The organism is Pseudomonas arsenicoxydans, from assembly GCF_900103875.1.
Taxonomy (GTDB): domain Bacteria; phylum Pseudomonadota; class Gammaproteobacteria; order Pseudomonadales; family Pseudomonadaceae; genus Aquipseudomonas; species Aquipseudomonas arsenicoxydans.
On sequence record NZ_LT629705.1, the window covers coordinates 498,942 to 512,472 of the forward strand.

The window sequence follows — 13,531 nt, forward strand, 5'->3', positions numbered from 1 at the left end:
ATCGTAGATCGAGCGCTCTAGGACGCTTAATTGAGGTTTTCGACGAGCAGCGCATCTACCCTCTGGAAGCCACGTGGCAGTTTATTACCTCGACGGCCGCGCTCACCTTTGTAGTGTTCGAGGTCGTCTGCTTTCAGTGACAAGGTACGTTTTCCGGCCTGCAACACCAGCGTGGCGCCCTCCGGCAGTACGGCGATGTCCGTGACATATTCTTCGCGACTGGCCACACGCTCACCGTTGATTCCGATGATCTTGTTGCCTTTGCCCTTACCTAATTGTGGCAGATCGCTGATTTTGAAGATCAGCAGGCGACCTTCGGTGGTCACCGAGGCCAGCCAATTGTTCTCGCGATCCGTTACCGGGCGCGGAAGAATGACCTTCGAGTTGTTCGGCAGGCTCAACAGCGCCTTGCCGGCCTTGTTCTTGGCTTGCAGGTCTTCACCTTTGACCACAAAACCATAACCGGCGTCGGAGGCGATCACGTACAGCGAATCGTCTTCCGGCATCAGCACGCATTCGAAGCTTGCCCCTGGCGGCGGTGTCAGACGGCCGGTCAGGGGTTCGCCCTGGCCACGGGCCGATGGCAACGTGTGTGCGGCCACCGAATAGCTGCGACCGGTGGAGTCGATAAACACCGCAAACTGGTTGGAGCGCCCCGGCGCCAGGGCCTTGAATCCATCGCCAGCCTTATAGGAAAGCCCGGTGGCGTCGATTTCATGGCCCTTGGCCGAGCGCACCCAGCCTTTTTCCGACAGCACGACGGTCACTTTCTCGTTCGGCAGCAGATCGTGCTCGGTCAGGGCCTTGGCCTCGGTGCGCTCGACGATCGGCGAACGACGGTCGTCGCCATAGGTTTCGGCGTCCTTGATCAGTTCGGTGCGTACCAGTTTTTTCAGCTTGGCTTCACTGCTCAGCAGGGCTTGCAGCTTGGCCTGCTCTTTGAGCAATTCATCCTGCTCGGCACGCAGCTTCATTTCTTCCAGTCGCGCCAATTGACGCAAACGGGTGTCCAGAATGTAGTCGGCCTGGATTTCGCTCAGGGCGAAACGCTCGATCAGCGCGGCTTTAGGGTGTTCCTCGGTACGGATGATGTGGATCACTTCATCCAGGTTGAGGTAGGCAATCAACAAACCGTCCAACAGGTGCAGGCGACGCTCGACCTTGTCCAGGCGGAATTGCAGGCGACGGCGCACGGTCTGGACGCGGAACGCCAGCCATTCCACCAGCAGCGCACGCAGGTTTTTCAACTGCGGCTTGCCGTCCAGGCCGATGATGTTGATGTTGACCCGGTAGCTCGACTCCAGCTCGGTGCTGGCGAACAGGTGTTGCATCAATGCATCGTGATCGAAGTTCTTGCGCGCGCCCGGAATAATCACGATCCGGCATGGGTTCTCGTGGTCGGACTCGTCTCGCAGGTCGGCGATCTGCGGGGCCTTGGACGGCTTGGCCTGCATCATGGCCGCGATCTGTTCCAGCACCTTGGCGCCGGAAACTTGATGCGGCAGCGCGGTGACGATGATGTCGCCGTCTTCGATGTGATAAACGGCGCGCATGCGCACCGAGCCCTTGCCGGTTTCGTACATTTTCAGCAGATCGGCGCGAGGCGTGATGATTTCCGCTTCGGTCGGGTAATCCGGCCCCTGGATGTGCTCGCAGAGCTGTTCGACGGTGGCTTTAGGTTCATCAAGCAAACGCACGCACGCCGTCGCGACTTCGCGCAGGTTATGCGGCGGCACGTCGGTGGCCATGCCCACGGCGATGCCGGTGGTGCCGTTGAGCAGGATGTTCGGCAAACGTGCCGGCAATACCAGTGGCTCGTCGAGTGTGCCGTCGAAGTTCGGACCCCAGTCCGCGGTGCCCTGGCCCAGTTCGCTGAGCAGCACTTCGGAATAACGCGACAGCCGCGCTTCGGTGTAACGCATGGCTGCGAAGGACTTGGGATCATCCGGCGCACCCCAGTTGCCCTGGCCGTCGACCAGCGTGTAGCGATAGCTGAACGGCTGGGCCATCAGGACCATGGCTTCGTAGCAGGCCGAGTCGCCGTGCGGGTGGAATTTACCGAGCACGTCACCGACGGTACGCGCCGATTTCTTGTGCTTGGAATCGGCGTCCAGCCCCAACTCGCTCATCGCGTAGATGATGCGTCGCTGTACCGGTTTCAGGCCGTCGCCGATATGCGGCAAGGCACGGTCCATGATCACGTACATGGAGTAGTTGAGGTAGGCATTTTCGGTGAAGTCAGCCAGTGACCGGCGTTCTACACCGTCCAGGCTGAGATCAAGGGAGTCGCTCATGCGGGCCTCATCAGTTCGTTGTCTGGCGCAGCAGCATGGTGCCACCGCGCTGGGTAAATTCAAGTTTGTTCAGCGCGCTCATTCCGAGCAGCACTTGATTGCCATCCAGGCCTGGCACGACGATGGCGCGCACATCACGCAACACAATATCGCCCAGTTGCAGTCGGTCGACGCGGGTTCGATACCCCTCTGTGCGACCGTTGGCCGTACTCAGGGTCACCCCGAAGCCTTGTTCCAGCTTCAGCCTCTCGGCCATTTCTGCCGGGATCGCCACATCGGTCGCCCCGGTATCGAGCATGAAATTCACCGCCTGGCCGTTGATCTGGCCGCTGGCGACGAAATGCCCTTGTGTGTTACTGGCGAGCTTCACCTCGATAAAACCTTCGCCCTGCTGCGAGGTGACGACGACATTGGGGTTCTGCTGACGCGCCTCCCACTGCCCGAAAAACCGCGTCGCCAAAAACAGAGCGGCGCACCAAGCCAACACCATAAAAACGCGACCGGCACGCTTTCCTGGCGTCTGTTGGCTCAAGGCTGGGCGCTCCAGCCACCTTCAGGCGCCGCGAAGCGCCAGACAACCGGGCGGACCTCGCCATCGGCGCGGGGGCCAAAGTTGTTGTCGACGCCAATCCAGGCACCGTCGGCGTCGATGATCAATGCCTCTTCCAGACCGTAGTTCTGCGAATACCGTCGGTTTTCCTGCAACAACTCGGCTGCATACGACCAGCAGCGCTCGACCTTGGCAGTCTGCGGATCACGACGACAGATCTGATAGGCGTTGCGCTCAAGGGTAAACAGCTTGCCCTCGAACAATGACAGGTCGGAAAAATCCCGGTTGACCGGTTTGGCCTTGGGAAATTGCGGCGGTTGCATTTCCATGCCTGCTTCGCTCAATAGCACACAACGACCGTCGCAATCCCAGACAGTCTGTTTGCGCTTGATCTGCAGCAAACCACGGCTTTGGCGCTCTGCGGCGAGCCACATTTGGTCGCCTGCCGGATTGATCGCCAGCCCTTCGAATATTGCATTGAATTGCAGCAGCATGCCGCTGGCCCGGGCTTCGCGAACCATCATGGGCGAAATTTTCAGCCAGTTTGCCGGCCCCATTGGCGGAACTTGCAGGACGGCCGCATGGCCTTCACTGACGATGTAACGATTGCCGGCGCTGTCGCAGGTGATGCCTTCGAAATCCAGGTCCCCACCGCGCACGAAAGAGGCCGCCCAGGTCCGCGCCCGCAAGCCCCAGGGCAAACCGGTGTCCGGCACGGGAGGTACGTCGATATGCACGGTTTCGGCTTTCCAGGTGTTGGCCGTCGTGTCGAGGCGGTAAATCTGATCATCATCGCGATCGGAAACCGTCCACAGGTCCTTGCCGCACTGGGCCAGTCCCGACAGATTGCCGCCGCGCATGCCATCGACGGCATGTTCGGACAACACGCGCAGCTCCGGCGCTGGTTCGGCAGAGACCGTCAACGAGGACAGCAGCAACCCACACGCCAGGGCTAAGCCAAGCCGCATCAACCAAGAACCTCGGCCAGGTTGCCTTTGGATTCCAACCAGGATTTACGATCGCCTGCGCGTTTTTTCGCCAGCAGCATGTCCATCATTTCCGAGGTCGCGTCAAAGTCGTCCAGCGTCAGCTGCACCAGTCGCCGAGTGTTCGGGTCCATGGTGGTTTCGCGCAGCTGCGGCGGGTTCATTTCACCCAGGCCTTTGAATCGGGTGACCTGCGGCTTGCCGCGTTTCTTCTCGGCCACCAGGCGATCGAGAATGCCATCGCGCTCGGCTTCGTCCAGGGCGTAGTAAATCTCTTTGCCCAAGTCGATGCGGTACAGCGGCGGCATCGCGACGTAGACGTGACCGGCATCCACCAACGGGCGGAAATGCTGGACGAACAAGGCGCAGAGCAAAGTGGCGATGTGCAAGCCGTCGGAGTCGGCGTCAGCGAGGATGCAGATCTTGCCGTAGCGCAGCTGGCTCATGTCCGCCGCGCCCGGATCGACACCGATGGCCACGGCGATGTTGTGCACTTCCTGGCTGGCCAGCACTTCGCTGCCGTCGACTTCCCAGGTGTTGAGGATCTTGCCGCGCAACGGCAGGATCGCTTGAAACTCTTTGTCGCGCGCCTGCTTGGCCGAACCACCGGCGGAGTCACCCTCCACCAGGAACAGCTCGGAGCGCATCGGGTCCTGCCCGGCGCAGTCGGCGAGTTTGCCCGGCAGTGCCGGACCTGCCGTGATGCGCTTACGCTCAACCTTTTTGCTGGCCTTCAGACGACGGCCGGCGTTGTTGATCGCCAGTTCCGCCAGCAACATGCCGGTTTCCGGGTTGGCGTTGAGCCACAGGCTGAACGCATCCTTGACCACACCGGAAACGAAGGCCGCCGCTTCACGGGACGACAGACGTTCTTTGGTCTGGCCGGAGAATTGCGGCTCTTGCATCTTCATCGACAGGACGAAGGCGATGCGCTCCCAGACATCTTCCGGCGCCAGCTTCACGCCGCGCGGCAGCAGGCTGCGAAATTCGCAGAACTCGCGCATGGCATCGAGCAAGCCCTGACGCAAACCATTGACATGCGTACCGCCCTGCGCCGTCGGGATCAGGTTGACGTAGCTTTCCTGAACGCTGTCGCCACCTTCCGGCAACCACAACAGCGCCCAATCGACCGCTTCTTTATTACCGGCCAGGCTGCCACAGAACGGCTCGTCCGGCAGACGCTCGAACTCGCTGACGGCATCGACGAGGTAAGAACGCAGGCCGTCTTCGTAATGCCATTCGACTTTCTCGCCAGTGGCCTTGTCTTCAAAACTGACCAACAGCCCAGGGCACAGAACGGCCTTGGCCTTGAGTACATGCTTGAGGCGGCTGATGGAGAATTTCGGCGAATCGAAGTATTTCGGGTCCGGCGCGAAGAACACGCTGGTGCCGGTGTTGCGCTTGCCAACGGTGCCGATCACTTCCAGCTCGGTTTTCTTGTAACCGTCGGCGAAGGTCATCTGGTATTCGTTGCCGTCACGCTTTACGCGCACCCGGACTTCGGTCGACAAGGCGTTGACCACCGAAATACCCACCCCGTGCAGACCGCCGGAGAACTGGTAGTTCTTGTTGGAAAACTTGCCGCCCGCATGAAGCTTGGTGAGGATCAGCTCGACGCCGGACACACCCTCTTCCGGGTGAATGTCCACCGGCATGCCACGCCCGTCATCGCTGACTTCCAGAGAGTGATCGGCATGCAGGATGACCTGCACCGACGTCGCATGCCCGGCCAAGGCTTCGTCGACGCTGTTGTCGATGACTTCCTGGGCAAGGTGGTTCGGCCGACTGGTGTCGGTATACATGCCGGGGCGTTTGCGCACCGGGTCGAGGCCCGAGAGGACTTCGATGGCGTCTGCGTTATAGGAGCTAGCGCTGGGAGTGGCCATGGGGTCTCGTCGTCCGTCTTCTGTAAAAATGTTCAAGGAAAAAGAGGTGAAGGCTCACAGTGCTGTGAAATCAATCGCCTGATACAAATCTGCGCCGATGCCGGCAAAACTCAACATTGCCGGTAACTGCGCGGCAAAACCCTGAAAACTGTGATCGCCACCCGCCTGAATGCGCAAGGCACAGGCTCGGTAATACTGCTGGGCAAGGCGATAGTCCAGCGTTTCGTCGCCAGTCTGCAACCACACCTGAAACCGCTGCGGGTCCTGGGGCGCCGGCACTTCCAGCTCGGCCAGGGCCGTTACATGGTCATGGGTCAATTCCCAGGCTTCATCGGTATACAGGTTTTTCTGCGTCCCCAGGTACCCGTCGAACATCCGGTGCGGACTGACGGCAGGGTTGATCAACAGAGCCTTCAGGCCATGGCGTTCAGCCAAGTGAGTCGCATAGTAGCCGCCGAGTGAGCTGCCGACCAGCAGCGGCCGCCCCAGCTCCTCAATCGCCCTCTCGAGCTGACCGATGGCCTCACGGGGATGGTGATGCAAGGCCGGGACACGCAACTGATCGCTCAGACCCAGACGATCCATCACCTGCATCAACTGAGTGGCCTTTTTAGAGGCTGGCGCGCTGTTGAAACCGTGGATATAAAGGATCGAACCGGACATTTGAGCTCCCTGTGCGTCGGGTAAAGAGGCGCAGTTTACAGGGTGTCGGGAGAATCGGGGACATCCGCAAAAATTGGAGCGCCGGTGCCGACGTCATCGCGGGCAAGCCCGCTCCCACAATTGAATTTTATACATCAGCAAGATATTGGTCGGCTGGCACGCCGCCATCGCTGGCTAGCCAGCTCCCACAGTAAAAACCGAGGTACACCGCCCGCTTCTCACCACTCAACAGGCCGAGCGGTAGCTCGCCTGCAGCTCTTGATCTTGATCCACCCGCCCCTTCGGAAGGCTGAGTGGAGGCGTTCATCTGGGGGGCAGGCGCGTAGCGCCGTGCGGCGAAGCCGCACACATCGAGAGGAGGTCGTCGCGAAGCAGACCGGAGGCGATGCCCCCAGATGAATGCCGGAACGAAGGAACACCGAGCCCTAGCGAGGGGCCGGACGCCGGGGCAAAGACCTTTGCTTCCTTTGGGGCGTTTGCCAAAGGGAGTCGCCGTAAGGGCGAAACCCTAAGCCGCCGTTACCGCAGCAACGGATATACACCCAATCAACCCAAAACATGGTCGGCCCAAAGGCCGCCAAGACCAAAACCGTCAATACCCGTTAGAACCGTAATCAATCTGGAAGGCAAACCCAGAAACCCGCTCAACGCCAGTCTCAACCCGCCCATCAGGCAAAAGCCGCAACCACCGATACCCCGGTGCCTGCTCACTGACACTGAAATCATCACTCCCCGGCTCAAACTGAATACAAGTCGAAGGCGAAGCAATCAACCGCACACCATTACGCTCAAGATCGACCTCCTGATGCACATGCCCCCACAAAACCGCACGCACCTGCGGAAAACGATCAAGCACCGCAAACAACGCCTCAGGATTACGCAACCCGATCGGTTCCATCCAGGCACAGCCGATCGACACCGGATGATGATGAAAACACACCAGATGATGCCGCTCCGGCGCCTCACTCAATGAACGGGCCAACAACTGCAACTGCTCATCCTGCAAATACCCCGGCACCGACCCCGGCACCGCCGAATCCAGCAAAGTGACCCGCCAGTTGCCGACATCCACCACCGACTCCAGCAAAGCGCTTTGCACCGCCGCCTCGGCCATGATCCGCGGCTCATCATGATTGCCAGGAATCCAGCGCGCCGGCGCATCGAGCTGCCGCGTCAGGTCGCGAAACAGTTGGTAGGACTCCAGCGTCCCGTCCTGAGACAAGTCCCCACTGGCAATGATCAGATCGATCCGTGGCTGCTGAAGCCGCACCAACTCAATGACTTTTTGCAGACTGTCACGCGTATTCATACCCATCAGCGTCCCGTTCGCGTCGGCAAACAGATGACTGTCAGAGAGTTGCACCAATAACGCCGAATCGGCGGTGGTCAATGTGGATACGCTCGGCAAGGCGTTCTCCCAAGGCTGAATCACGGGATGGATGAGTGCCGCAATTATGCTGGGGGACGATCAAAAGGGGAAACCTGTGAACCGGACGCAGTTCACAACTCACGTTAACGGACGACTTCGTACTCATGCCCCAACGCCAGGCAATGGCTCAGCCATTCGCCCAAAAACATATTCAGTTGAGCCTTCTCGTCTGGCTGATGCATCGAGGCATTCGGATAAGGATAGATGCCACGAAAGCGTCGCGCATGTTCGGCGCTGACCACTTCAGCCATGCATGCGTCGTGATAGACCTGGACCTCCAGTTGCGGCACTGGCAGCCATGGCAGGCTATGTTCCTGCCGGACCTGCAACGTCGTGGTGTACGGACAGACTTGCAACACCTCGAGGGCCAGCACGCCGAGCATCTGGTCACCGTTAGTCACGGCAATGCGCCGCGCCGCCGGCTCGTTGCGCATGTCCGGCAGCAGTCGCATCAGACGCGCGTAGTTGGCCTCGCAAGAGGCTTGCAGCCCTACAAGGTCAACCCGGTAGCGATCGCGCAGCTTGTTTACGACCATAGCCCCCTCACTTCAACGCGGTTCAAAGCCAGCCATTGCAAAGCAATGATACAAGGCGCGTTGGCAATTCTTCCGTCGCGTACGGCTTGCAAGGCATCTTCGAATGCCCAGACCGTGACGCGGATATCTTCCGCTTCTTCCTCCAGCCCATACAGGCCGCCGACGCCGGTGCTGTCACAACGCCCCAGGTACAAATGCACAAACTCGTTGCTGCCGCCCGGCGATGGAAAATATTTGATCATCGGCCAGAGCGCCCCGAACACAAGCCCAGCTTCCTCCTGCGCTTCGCGGTGAGCAACTTCTTCTGGCACTTCATCCTTGTCGATCAGACCGGCGACCAGTTCGATCAGCCATGGATTGTCGGTCTTGCCCATGGCGCCTACACGAAACTGCTCGATCAGCACCACTTCATCGCGCTGCGGATCGTAAGGCAGCACGCACACTGCATCATGGCGGACAAACACTTCACGATTGATCTCACGACTCATGCCCCCGGCAAACAATTCGTGGCGCAAGTGCACACGATCGAGTTTGTAGAAACCCTCGTAGCACTTTTCACGCCGAACGATATCTACGGCGGTCGGAATGGCGTTGGCAAAATCAGTCATGACAATCCTCGATTACTGCAATCCGTTACGAGGCTCCTTTGTGTTACTTGCAACCTCGACTTCGCGCCATCCTAACGCGCTCGCACCGTTTGATGCAGCCCCTTTCCAGTCAGCGAGATAGACGGTGAGGGCGAAACCAACTCTAATTAGCTTAGTGGCGAACTGACCGCTTCGTTGAGAGTCGAAGCGGATAACTTTTCGCCTTTCCCTGTTTTGTGAAGGACGCCCATGTCGTTTTTTAAAATCGCCTCCGTGGCCGCAATCGCCCTGACCCTGGGTGCCTGCCAGAGTTTGTTCCAGCCCAATTACCGGACACCGCTGCAGACCACCCGCGATGCCTCGGAAACATTGAAGCCGGGTTGCTCCAATCCTGATTGCCCGCTGGTGAACATCGACACCGTGCACTTCCCGGCCGAATCACAACTGGACGGCATCGTGGAAAAAAACCTGTTGCAACTGACCCGCACCCCGGACGCCCCGGCAGCGCCGACCCTGGCCGCGTATCGCGATCAGTTCCTGCGCACCGCAGCACCGCACTCCAGCAGCTACTTGCAAGCCAAGGTACGTGAGCAGCATGACGGCTTGGTGATTGTCGAATTTTCCAGTTACCTGGACACCGGCAATGCGCAAGGCACGCCTGGACGCAGCTTCATCAACTATTCGCGCCAGCAGAATAAAGTGCTGACACTGTCGGATATGTTGCTGCCGGGACAGGAAGAGGCGTTCTGGAAAGCCGCGCAAGTGGCGCACAACAGCTGGCTGATCAGCACCAAACTCGATCAGGAGCCGGAGTTCCTTAAGACCTGGCATTTCCAGAAAACCCAGAACGTGGCGCTGACCTACGGTGGGGTGATCCTCAAGTACGAAGTCAGCACCATCGCGCCTTACGCGCTGGGCCACATCGAACTGAAGATCCCTTACCCGCGCCTGAACGGCATTCTCAAGCCTGAGCTGTTTCCCGGCCGTAACTGAAGGCCCGACCCAGCACGAGCTGAAGCAACCCTGCCAGAATCAACGACGGCAGGGTTGCGCCGATGTCCGGATACAGATTGGCCAGCAAGTGATAAGTGCTCACCCCGCCCAACCAGGCGAGCAACGCCGGCCAGCGCAACGCGGCTGATGCCACCTGAGCACTGCGTTTGCGCAAGATGAAGTGATCCACCAGCACCACGCCGAACAGCGGCGCAAACACCGAACCGATCAACAGCAAAAAGTTCTGGTACTGGGCCAACGGCGCCAGGCACGCAATCAGAGTGCAAATGACGCCAATCGCCAGGGCCAGATGCTCGACCTTCAAGCGCAATAGAATCCCGCTGGACACCGCCGCCGAGTGAATATCGGCAAAGGCATTTTCCGACTCATCCAGCAGAATCAGCAGCAGCGGAATCCCCAGACCTGCGCCGGCCAGTGCCAACAACAAGGCATTCACTTCACCGCTTGGCGCGAACGCCAGGGTGTACGCCACGCCCAGGCTCATCAGCCAGAAGTTACCGATAAAGAAACCCAGCGCCGTGCCGCCAAACACGTTTTTCGCACGCTTGCCGAAACGTGAATAGTCGGCAATCAGCGGCAGCCACGACAGCGGCATGGCGATCGCGATGTCGAAGCCGACGGCGAATGGCATCGAACCGTCACCGGCCTGCGCCCACAAGGCGGCCAGATCGGCTTTGGCGAACAGGTTCCAGGTCAGCCAGATGCATGCCGCCAGCAACAGCCAGATGCCCCACTTGCGCAGAATCTGCCGCACGAAGGTCAACGGCCCGCTGACTGCCAGCAAGGTCGCCAGTGCGCCGAAGAACAAGGTCCAGAGCAGCGGATTCGACAGCAGGCTGCCTTCGCTGAAGGCCCGCGTGCCGAGCAGGCTGGCCGCGTCGCGCATGACGATGATTTCGAACGAGCCCCAACCGATCAGTTGCAGCAGGTTCAGCACGGCCGGCAGGCTGGCGCCGCGTTTGCCGAGGCTGAGTTTGAGCGCAGCCATCGACGACAGGCCGGTGTCGCTGCCGATCACGCCGACGGCAGCCAGCAGCAGAACGCCGACCAAGGTGCCGAGAAAGATCGCCAGCAACGAGCCGGACAGGCCCAGACCTGGCGCGAGCAAAGCGCCGGTTTGCAGCACCATCAAACCGATGCCGAGGGAGAACCACAGGGAAAACAGATCGCGACCGCCAAACACGCGCCTATCGGCGGGTACGGCTGTGTCAGGGGAGTAGGTGTTCAAGTCAGATATCTCAAGGGAACCATGGGTTACAAGCTTCAAGCGGCAAGCCTCAAGAAAAAGCAGATCCAGCCTTTGCTTCTAACTTGCAGCTTACCGCTTGCAACTTGCCGCTTAAACTTTCTTGTACAGCTGACTGCCTTCCTGCTTGAACCGCTCTGCCTGATCCGCTAATCCCTGGGCGACTTCGGCATCGACGGTTTCGATCCGCTGGTTGGCCGCGTATTCACGGACTTCCTGGGTGATTTTCATCGAGCAGAATTTCGGTCCGCACATGGAGCAGAAGTGCGCGACCTTGGCCGAATCCTTCGGCAGGGTTTCATCGTGATACGAGCGCGCAGTGTCCGGATCGAGGCCCAGGTTGAACTGGTCTTCCCAACGGAATTCGAAACGCGCCTTGCTCAAGGCATTGTCGCGGATCTGCGCGCCCGGATGCCCTTTGGCCAGATCGGCGGCATGTGCGGCGATCTTGTAGGTGATGATCCCGGTCTTCACGTCATCCTTGTTCGGCAAGCCCAAGTGTTCCTTCGGCGTGACGTAGCAGAGCATCGCGCAACCGAACCAGCCGATCATTGCCGCGCCAATGCCCGACGTGATGTGGTCGTAACCCGGCGCAATGTCGGTAGTCAGCGGGCCGAGAGTGTAGAACGGCGCCTCGTCGCAGCACTCGAGCTGCTTGTCCATGTTCTCTTTGATCAACTGCATCGGCACGTGGCCCGGGCCTTCGATCATGCACTGCACGTCGTGTTTCCAGGCGATCTTGGTCAGCTCGCCGAGGGTTTCCAGCTCACCGAATTGTGCAGCATCGTTGGCGTCGGCAATCGAGCCCGGACGCAGGCCATCGCCCAGCGAGAAGCTGACGTCGTAGGCCTTCATGATTTCGCAGATGTCTTCGAAATGGGTGTAGAGGAAGTTTTCCTTGTGATGCGCCAGGCACCACTTGGCCATGATCGAACCGCCACGGGAAACGATGCCGGTCACCCGTTTGGCGGTCAGCGGCACGTAGCGCAGCAGCACGCCGGCGTGGATGGTGAAGTAGTCGACGCCCTGCTCGGCCTGTTCGATCAGGGTGTCGCGGAACAGCTCCCAGGTCAGGTCTTCGGCCGCACCGCCGACTTTTTCCAGGGCCTGGTAGATCGGCACTGTGCCGATTGGCACTGGCGAGTTACGGATGATCCACTCGCGGGTTTCGTGAATGTGCTTGCCGGTGGACAGGTCCATTACCGTGTCCGAACCCCAGCGAATGCCCCAGGTCAGTTTCGCCACTTCTTCTTCGATGGACGAGCCCAAGGCGCTGTTGCCGATGTTGCCGTTGATCTTCACCAGGAAGTTACGGCCGATGATCATCGGTTCCAGTTCGGTGTGGTTGATGTTGGCCGGAATGATCGCGCGACCGCGGGCAATCTCGTCGCGGACGAATTCGGGGGTGATGATTTTCGGCACGCTGGCACCGAAGCTGTGGCCGGCGTGTTGCTGGTCCAGCAGACCGGCGGCGCGGGCGACTTCCAGCTTCATGTTTTCGCGGATGGCGACGTATTCCATCTCGGCGGTGATGATGCCTTTGCGCGCGTAGTGCATCTGGCTGACGTTGGCCCCGGCCTTGGCGCGGCGCGGGTTGTTCACGTGGGCGAAACGCAGTTTGGTCAGTTCGGCATCGGCCAGGCGTTCCTTGCCGAAGTTGGAGCTCAGGCCGGGCAGACGCTCGGTGTCGCCGCGGGACTCGATCCACGGCGAGCGCACATCGCCCAGGCCTTTGCGCACGTCGATGATGACGTTGGGATCGGTGTACGGGCCCGAGGTGTCGTACACCACTACCGGCGCATTGACCTCGCCGCCAAAGTCGGTCGGGGTCACATCGAGGCTGATTTCGCGCATCGGCACGAGGATGTCCGGACGGGAGCCCTGAACGTAGATTTTTTGCGAGCGGGTAAACGGCTGAACCGACTGTTGATCGACTTGGGCCGAGTCACTCAGGTTCGTATGGTCTTTTAGTTTTATCGTCATCACGGGCTCTCCGAACACATCCAGGCAGTGGATTTTTGTCGGAGCGAACCTGTAAACGAATGGACGCACGTGCGCTGGGAAAACCAGCTGTGCTGTGCTCAGTGCTCGAGGGGTGTTCGATTGTCGAACAACATCCCGGACGAAGCACAAGAGGACTCGCCGGGTGACGAGAAATCTTGTTCCCTACGCAGGCGCTAACCTGATCAGGTTCAACGGGATCCGAAATTATTCGATCTCAGCCTCATAGCAAGGCACCCCGACAAGAACCCGGCCAGTCTAGACATAAGTGGCAAAGAACGCCAACACCGCGGTAAACACCATGATGAATGGCGCAATTAACGGATTGTTGCCGAACGT

Annotated in this window: 11 protein-coding genes and 1 riboswitch; of the genes, 1 reads left to right on the plus strand and 10 read right to left on the minus strand. The window is 59.6% G+C overall.

All coding sequences use genetic code 11. The features are described from left to right. Positions 1 to 26: 26 nt before the first annotated feature. The 8 genes from parC to BLQ41_RS02280 all read right to left on the minus strand — a co-directional run bounded on the left by parC (position 27) and on the right by BLQ41_RS02280 (position 8,952). Positions 27 to 2,294 carry a DNA topoisomerase IV subunit A gene (parC, locus tag BLQ41_RS02240; RefSeq protein ID WP_090176309.1) on the minus strand — a complete coding sequence of 756 codons (2,268 nt, stop codon included), beginning with the start codon at positions 2,292 to 2,294 and terminating at the stop codon, positions 27 to 29. Between the two features lie 10 nt (positions 2,295 to 2,304). Beyond that, complete coding sequence (locus BLQ41_RS02245) at positions 2,305 to 2,826, minus strand: retropepsin-like aspartic protease family protein (protein ID WP_090176311.1); 522 nt, start codon at positions 2,824 to 2,826, stop codon at positions 2,305 to 2,307. After that, complete coding sequence (locus BLQ41_RS02250; protein WP_090176314.1) at positions 2,823 to 3,812, minus strand: esterase-like activity of phytase family protein; 990 nt, start codon at positions 3,810 to 3,812, stop codon at positions 2,823 to 2,825. Before BLQ41_RS02250 ends, BLQ41_RS02245 begins: the two co-directional genes overlap by 4 nt. Next, positions 3,812 to 5,716, minus strand: coding sequence for a DNA topoisomerase IV subunit B (gene parE, locus BLQ41_RS02255; RefSeq protein WP_090176316.1), 1,905 nt, complete (start codon positions 5,714 to 5,716; stop codon positions 3,812 to 3,814). Before parE ends, BLQ41_RS02250 begins: the two co-directional genes overlap by 1 nt. Positions 5,717 to 5,770: 54 nt before the next feature. Continuing rightward, positions 5,771 to 6,379 carry a YqiA/YcfP family alpha/beta fold hydrolase gene (locus BLQ41_RS02260; RefSeq protein ID WP_090176319.1) on the minus strand — a complete coding sequence of 203 codons (609 nt, stop codon included), beginning with the start codon at positions 6,377 to 6,379 and terminating at the stop codon, positions 5,771 to 5,773. Positions 6,380 to 6,971: 592 nt separating this feature from the next. After that, complete coding sequence (cpdA, locus tag BLQ41_RS02270; RefSeq protein WP_090176321.1) at positions 6,972 to 7,787, minus strand: 3',5'-cyclic-AMP phosphodiesterase; 816 nt, start codon at positions 7,785 to 7,787, stop codon at positions 6,972 to 6,974. A 104-nt stretch (positions 7,788 to 7,891) separates the two neighbouring features. Beyond that, on the minus strand, positions 7,892 to 8,344 hold the full coding sequence (locus tag BLQ41_RS02275; protein ID WP_090176324.1) for a DUF1249 domain-containing protein: 453 nt from the start codon (positions 8,342 to 8,344) through the stop codon (positions 7,892 to 7,894). After that, positions 8,335 to 8,952, minus strand: coding sequence for an NUDIX domain-containing protein (locus tag BLQ41_RS02280; RefSeq protein WP_090176327.1), 618 nt, complete (start codon positions 8,950 to 8,952; stop codon positions 8,335 to 8,337). Before BLQ41_RS02280 ends, BLQ41_RS02275 begins: the two co-directional genes overlap by 10 nt. A gap of 228 nt (positions 8,953 to 9,180) precedes the next feature. On the opposite strand from BLQ41_RS02280, the gene BLQ41_RS02285 reads away from it, so the two are divergent. After that, positions 9,181 to 9,924, plus strand: a complete 744-nt coding sequence (locus tag BLQ41_RS02285; protein ID WP_090176329.1) for an RsiV family protein — start codon at positions 9,181 to 9,183, stop codon at positions 9,922 to 9,924. Here the strand turns inward: BLQ41_RS02285 and cytX are convergent. Further along, positions 9,893 to 11,173 carry a putative hydroxymethylpyrimidine transporter CytX gene (gene cytX, locus BLQ41_RS02290; protein WP_090176331.1) on the minus strand — a complete coding sequence of 427 codons (1,281 nt, stop codon included), beginning with the start codon at positions 11,171 to 11,173 and terminating at the stop codon, positions 9,893 to 9,895. The genes BLQ41_RS02285 and cytX overlap by 32 nt on opposite strands. A 111-nt stretch (positions 11,174 to 11,284) precedes the next feature. Further along, positions 11,285 to 13,174, minus strand: coding sequence for a phosphomethylpyrimidine synthase ThiC (gene thiC / locus BLQ41_RS02295; RefSeq protein ID WP_090176334.1), 1,890 nt, complete (start codon positions 13,172 to 13,174; stop codon positions 11,285 to 11,287). Positions 13,175 to 13,337: 163 nt separating this feature from the next. Continuing rightward, positions 13,338 to 13,443: riboswitch (TPP riboswitch) on the minus strand. Between the last annotated feature and the right edge of the window lie 88 nt (positions 13,444 to 13,531).

What these genes read in the sequence shown, in the direction of transcription:
- BLQ41_RS02275 (WP_090176324.1), bottom strand. Translation starts at nt 8,344, where the DNA reads ATGGTCGTAAACAAGCTGCGCGATCGCTACCGGGTTGACCTTGTAGGG.
- BLQ41_RS02260 (WP_090176319.1), bottom strand. Translation starts at nt 6,379, where the DNA reads ATGTCCGGTTCGATCCTTTATATCCACGGTTTCAACAGCGCGCCAGCC.
- parE (WP_090176316.1), bottom strand. Translation starts at nt 5,716, where the DNA reads ATGGCCACTCCCAGCGCTAGCTCCTATAACGCAGACGCCATCGAAGTC.
- thiC (WP_090176334.1), bottom strand. Translation starts at nt 13,174, where the DNA reads ATGACGATAAAACTAAAAGACCATACGAACCTGAGTGACTCGGCCCAA.
- BLQ41_RS02280 (WP_090176327.1), bottom strand. Translation starts at nt 8,952, where the DNA reads ATGACTGATTTTGCCAACGCCATTCCGACCGCCGTAGATATCGTTCGG.
- BLQ41_RS02250 (WP_090176314.1), bottom strand. Translation starts at nt 3,812, where the DNA reads ATGCGGCTTGGCTTAGCCCTGGCGTGTGGGTTGCTGCTGTCCTCGTTG.
- BLQ41_RS02285 (WP_090176329.1), top strand. Translation starts at nt 9,181, where the DNA reads ATGTCGTTTTTTAAAATCGCCTCCGTGGCCGCAATCGCCCTGACCCTG.
- parC (WP_090176309.1), bottom strand. Translation starts at nt 2,294, where the DNA reads ATGAGCGACTCCCTTGATCTCAGCCTGGACGGTGTAGAACGCCGGTCA.